The sequence below is a fragment of the Kineococcus arenarius subsp. arenarius genome (genome assembly GCF_050871845.1).
In the GTDB taxonomy this organism is placed as follows: domain Bacteria; phylum Actinomycetota; class Actinomycetes; order Actinomycetales; family Kineococcaceae; genus Kineococcus.
Genome location: NZ_JBJLSE010000150.1, coordinates 1 through 5,429, shown reverse-complemented (window position 1 = coordinate 5,429; position 5,429 = coordinate 1). Strand labels below are relative to the sequence as shown.

The 5,429-nt window shown below is 77.3% G+C and carries 5 protein-coding genes; 2 read left to right on the top strand and 3 right to left on the bottom strand.

The genetic code is table 11. From position 1 onward, the window contains the following. The first annotated feature begins 207 nt into the window (after positions 1-207). The gene (locus ACRYM0_RS20115; RefSeq protein WP_432507622.1) at positions 208-1,629 is read left to right on the top strand and encodes a sensor histidine kinase; all 1,422 of its coding nucleotides are present in this window, start codon (positions 208-210) and stop codon (positions 1,627-1,629) included. Beyond that, complete coding sequence (locus ACRYM0_RS20110; protein ID WP_432507621.1) at positions 1,626-2,342, top strand: response regulator; 717 nt, start codon at positions 1,626-1,628, stop codon at positions 2,340-2,342. The genes ACRYM0_RS20115 and ACRYM0_RS20110 overlap by 4 nt, the downstream gene beginning before the upstream one ends. A 43-nt stretch (positions 2,343-2,385) precedes the next feature. Here the strand turns inward: ACRYM0_RS20110 and ACRYM0_RS20105 are convergent, their stop codons facing one another. The 3 genes from ACRYM0_RS20105 to ACRYM0_RS20095 are packed head-to-tail and all read right to left on the bottom strand — an operon-like array spanning position 2,386 to position 5,323. Then, entirely contained in the window at positions 2,386-3,051 is a 666-nt protein-coding gene (locus ACRYM0_RS20105) for an O-methyltransferase (RefSeq protein ID WP_432507620.1), read from the bottom strand. A 30-nt stretch (positions 3,052-3,081) separates the two neighbouring features. Further along, entirely contained in the window at positions 3,082-5,145 is a 2,064-nt protein-coding gene (locus ACRYM0_RS20100) for a S9 family peptidase (RefSeq protein WP_432507619.1), read from the bottom strand. A 22-nt stretch (positions 5,146-5,167) separates the two neighbouring features. Beyond that, positions 5,168-5,323: a hypothetical protein gene (locus ACRYM0_RS20095; protein ID WP_432507618.1), complete on the bottom strand. Its 156-nt coding sequence runs from the start codon at positions 5,321-5,323 to the stop codon at positions 5,168-5,170. Positions 5,324-5,429: the final 106 nt, after the last annotated feature.

The following is a 5,429-nucleotide window of genomic DNA, read 5'->3' as shown; positions in this document are numbered from 1 at the left end:
CCCCCCCCCCCCCCCCCCCCCCCCCCCCCCCCCCCCCCCCCCCCCCCCCCCCCCCCCCCCCCCCCCCCCCCCCCCCCCCCCCCCCCCCCCCCCCCCCCCCCCCCCCGGGAGGCGGGGGTGGGAGGGCGAGGAGGTGCGACGGAGGACGGGTGCCAGGCGCAACCTTCGGGGGACGGCCCTCCGCCGGGGGGTACCTACGCTGTGGGAGTGAGCGCCGCCCCGCCGCCGGCCCTGCCGGCCGTCCCGCCGGTGCGCGACCCCCGCGTCGCCCGCTGGCCCTTCGCCCCGCGCCTGCGCGACGTGCTGGCGATCCTCCTGTCGCTGCCGGTGGCGCTCGTCTGGTTCTCCGCCCGGGTGGAGGGGCCCGCCTCCTCCGTGCAGGGCGGCTTCTCCGCCGCTCCCCTGGACCTGGCGCACGTGGAGGCCGCGGACGTGACAGCGCTGGTGGTGGCGCTGGGCGCCTGCGCCGCGCTGTGGTGGCGCCGGCAGCACCCGGTGGCGGTCGCCGTCGTCACGGTCCTGGTGGCGCTGGTGATCGCCTTCGACGGGGCGATGTTCTTCGCGCTGCTCACCCTGGCGGTGCGCCGGCGCGACCGGCTGCTGGTGCTGCTGGCGGTGGTGGGTTTCGTCGCCTCGGCCACGGCCGCGATGCGCACCACGCTGGACGGCTGGGGGTTCTCGGTGTCCACCGCCGCCCTGGGCACGGCCCTGGTGGTGTTCGTCGGCGCGTACGTGGGCGCCCGCCGCGACCTGGTGTGCTCGCTGTGGGAGCGCGCCGAGCGCGCCGAGCACGAGCAGGTGCTGCGCGCCGAGCAGGCGCGCCTCGCCGAGCGCACCCGCATCGCCCGGGAGATGCACGACGTGCTGGCGCACCGCATCTCCCTGGTCGCCCTGCACGCCGGCGGGCTGGAGGTGCGCCCCGACGTGGGCCCCGAGCAGGTGGAGTCGACGGCGGCGACGATCCGGGAGACGGCGCGCACGGCGCTGGAGGACCTGCGCCGGGTGCTGGGCGTGCTGCGCACCCCCGGGACGGGGGTGACCGGCGCGGTCGGTACGGCGGCCGCGGCGGCGGAGCTGGCGCCGCAGCCCACCCTGGTGGACGTGCGCGCGCTGGTGGAGTCCAGCAGGGAGGCGGGGGTCAGCGCGGAGTTCCGCACCGACGTGCCGGTGCACGCGGACGTCCCGGCCGAACTGGGCCGCACCGTGTACCGGGTGGTGCAGGAGGCGCTGACGAACGTGCACAAGCACGCGCCGTCGGCGCGCACGGTGGTGACGATCTCCGGTGAGGTGGGCCGCGAGCTGCTCGTGTCGGTGGTCAACGCCCGCTCCGGCGGGGAGGCGTCCGGGTTGCCGGGTGCCGGGTCGGGGCTGGTGGGGCTGTCCGAGCGCGTCGGTTTCGCCGAGGGCACGATCCGCAGCGGGCCCGAACCCGACGGCGGGTTCGCGGTGCGCGCGCAGCTGCCGTGGCCGCTGCCGGAGGGCGGGTCCCCCCGGCGGACCTCCGCCACGTGGACCCCGCCGGATGCCAGACTCACCCCCGCACCGGTGGCGGCCGGGCGCGGCGCGGACCGCGCGCCCCGGCCGCACGGCACCGGCACCCAGGACGACGGACGGAGAGCAGCACCGTGACCACCCCCGAGGGGACCCCGCACGCCGCGGACGGAACGACCGGGACACCGCAGCGGCCGACGCGGGTGCTGCTGGTCGACGACGACGCCCTGGTGCGCGCCGGGCTGCGGATGATCCTGTCCAGCGCCGAGGACCTCGAGGTCGTCGGCGAGGCGGAGAACGGCGCGCAGGCCGTGGAGGGCGTGGCGGCGCACCGCCCCGACATCGTCCTGATGGACGTGCGCATGCCCGTCATGGACGGCCTGAGCGCCGCGAAGGCCATCACCGCCCGCCCGCAGGCGCCGGCCGTGGTGATGCTGACGACCTTCGACCTGGACGAGTACGTGTTCCAGGCGCTGCAGGCCGGGGCCACCGGGTTCCTGCTGAAGGACACCCCGCCGCGCGAGCTGGTCGCGGCGGTGCGGGTGGTGGCCGCGGGCGAGGCGATGCTCTCGCCGACGGTGACGCGCCGGCTGGTGGGGCACTTCGCCGCCGACGCGGTGAACCCGCGCCGCCGCGAGGCCGCCGAGCGGCTGCAGCTGCTGACCGAGCGCGAGCGCGAGGTGCTGGGCGCGGTGGGCCGCGGGCTCTCGAACGCCGAGATCGGCCGGGAGCTGTTCATGAGCGAGGCGACGGTGAAGACGCACGTGTCGCGGCTGCTGACGAAGCTGGAGGCGCACAACCGCGTGCAGGTGGCGATCGTCGCGCACGACGCGGGGCTGCTGGACGGCTGAGCGCCGCGGGCCGCCCGGTGGTCCCGGACGGCCCGCGGACCGCTCAGTCCACCAGGGCGATCGCGAACCCGTCCCAGCCCTTGGCCCCCACCGTCTGCAGGGCGGTGGCGGTCAGGCGCGGGTGCGCCCCCACGGCGTCCAGGAACGTGCGGACCCCCCGCACGCCGGGGTCGTCCGCGGCGGGGTCGACGAGCCGGCCGCCCCGCACGACGTTGTCGCCGACGAGCACGGCGCCGGGGCGGGACAGGCGCACCGCCCACTGCAGGTACTGGGGGTATCCGCCCTTGTCGGCGTCGATGAACACCAGGTCGAACGGGCCGGCGCCCTCGCGCTCCAGGACCGGCAGCGTGTCCAGCGCGGCCCCCACCCGCACGTCGACCACGCCGGTCAGGCCGGCCCGCTCGACGTTGCGGCGGGCGACCTCGGCGTGCCGCGGCTCGAACTCCAGGCTGACGAGGCGGCCGCCGTCGCCCAGGCCGCGGGCCAGGTGGATGGTGCTGTACCCGCCCAGGGTGCCGATCTCCAGCACGCGGCGGGCACCGGTGATCCGGGCCAGCAGCGTGAGGAAGGCGCCCTGCAGCGGGGAGACGTCGATGGGCGGCAGGCCCGCCGCCCGGTTCTCCTCCAGCACCTGCTCCAGCACCTCGTCGGCGGGCAGCAGGGCCCTCGCGAGGTGGTCGTCCACGGCGGCCCAGTCCTGTCGTTGCACGGGTCCCATCGTGCTCCTCCCGCAGCCGGTTCAGCGCAGCAGGTCCGGCACCTGGAGCTCCACCCCGTGCACGTGGGTGGCCAGGAACGCGAACACCGTCTCGTACCAGAGGATCGCGTGCTGCGGGGTGAGCACCCAGTGGTTCTCGTCGGGGTAGTACAGGAAGCGGTGGGGCATGTCGGCGGGGTCGCCGTCCCAGTTCTCGTTGAGCGCCCACCACAGCGCCAGGCCCTCGCCGATCGGCACCCGGAAGTCCTGGTCGCCGTGGATGACCAGCACGGGCGTGGTGATGCGGTCGGCGTGCGCGGAGGGGTCGTTCGCGGCGACCATCGCGGGGGTCATCTCCCGCGACCAGTACCAGGGGGCGTCGGTGGTGCCCCCGAAACCGCGCAGCGACCACAGGGAGGCGTGGGTGACGATCGCCCGGAACCGGTCGGTGTGCCCGGCGATCCAGTTGGCCACGTACCCGCCGAACGAGCCGCCCATCGCGGCGGTGCGCGCGGCGTCGAGGTCGTCGCGCTCCAGCGCGGCGTCGGTGACGGTCATCAGGTCGGTGTAGGGCGCCTCGCCCCACGCGCCCCAGCCGCGGGCCAGGAACTGCGCCCCGTACCCGGTGGACAGGCCCGGGTCGGGCAGGAGGACCGCGTACCCGCGCGCCACGGCCACCCACGGGTTCCACCGCCACGACCAGGAGTTCCACGAGCTCAGCGGCCCGCCGTGCACCCACAGCAGCAGCGGGGCGGGGACCTCTGCCGAGGCGGTGGCGGGCAGCGCGAGCCAGGCGCGCAGGTCGCTGCCGTCGGCGGCGGTGGTGGTGACCTCGGTGAGGGTCCCGGGCAGCTGCACGGCGGGGGCCGGGCCGGGCAGGTGCTGCGGTTCGCCCCCCGCGGTGCGGGCGTCCAGGCGCACCACGGCGGGCGGGGCGTCCACCGCGGAGCGCACCGCGTACACGTGCGCCCCGTCGGGCGAGACGCACAGGGAGCCGTAGGCGCCGTGGTCGCCGGTCAGCCGCGTCACCTCCCCCGTGGCGACGTGGACGCGGAACACCGGTGCGCGCCCGTGGTCGTCGGCGGCGAGGAACAGCTCGTCCGAACCGGGCCCCCACTGCGGCTGCGCACCCCACGGGTCCCAGCCGGGCACGACCTCGCGCACGCCGGAACCGTCGAGCGCGACGAGCACCAGCCGCACCGACGGCGGCCGCTCGGGGGTGGAGCGGGACTCGGCGAGCGCGGCGACGTGGCGGCCGTCCGGGGAGACGGCCACGGCGCCGAACTCGCGCTGCGGGTCGTCGGCGAGCACGCGCACGCCGCCGTCGGCGGTGGAGATCGCCACCAGCCGCACGTGCTGGTCGCCGCGCGGGCCCGCGACGACCTCGGTGGTGACGAGTTCCGCCCCGTCGGGGGTCAGGGCGGCGCTGGCCTCGTGGTACCGCAGGCCGGGCGCGGGCGTCAGGTCCCGCCAGCGCAGCGTCTCGCGGGCCCCGGCCGCGGGTTCGGCGGCGAGCAGCCGCGCGGTGAGGAACCGGGGTTCGTCGGGGCCGAGGTCGCTGTCCCAGTACCGCACCGGGACCCGTGCGTGCAGGACGGCGGTGACCTTCTTCTCCTCGCGCGCCTTGCGGCGGGCGGCGTCGGAGGTGGGGCCGTCCTCGGCGTCGTCGGCGCCGGGCATCGTCGCGGACGTGACGACGACGCGGTCGCCGGTGCGCGCCACCAGCGGCGCCGACACCCCGCCGGGCCGGGTGCCGACGACGCGCGCCTCCCCCGCGGGCGGCAGCGCCCACAGCGCGGCGGGCGCGTCCTCGGCGGCGCCGGTGTCCGGGTCGGGGCGCGTGGAGGTGAACAGCAGGGTGCCGTCGGGGGCGAACACCGGGGAGGACTCCGCGGCGGCGCCTCGGGTGAGCCGGTGGGCGGGGCGCTGCCCGGCGGGGTCGACCTCCCACAGCGCCGCGCGCCAGCGCGTGGCGTCGGACGTGAGGGTGGCCACCGTCGTCACCAGGCGGGTGCCGTCCGCGGACAGCGCCAGGCCGGCCGTGCGCGGCAGGGCGGTGAAGGCGTCGAGGTCCGCGAACGGTGTCGCGGTGGGGCTGTGGGCCATGCCCCGTTCTACATCCCGGGGGCTACGGCCCGGCCGGGCGGGGGGCCGCGCCGGGGTACTCCCGGACGGTGCTGACCGGGACCGCGTCGGCGGGGGTGGTCGCGGCGGGCAGCAGGGCGATGCCGGCCGCGGTGGCGGCGGTGGCGACGAGGCCGAGGGCGAGGCGGTACGGGGTCATGCCGTTCTCCTTGCGCCGTCCGGGTGACGTGCCCCTGGTGTCGGCACCGCGCCGCACCCCCTTGAGCCACCCCCGCGGTGATCAAGGAAGTTGCAACTTCCTTGAT

Excerpts from the sequence above, each read along its gene's own strand:
- ACRYM0_RS20095 (WP_432507618.1), bottom strand. The coding sequence starts at position 5,323 with ATGACCCCGTACCGCCTCGCCCTCGGCCTCGTCGCCACCGCCGCCACC.
- ACRYM0_RS20100 (WP_432507619.1), bottom strand. The coding sequence starts at position 5,145 with ATGGCCCACAGCCCCACCGCGACACCGTTCGCGGACCTCGACGCCTTC.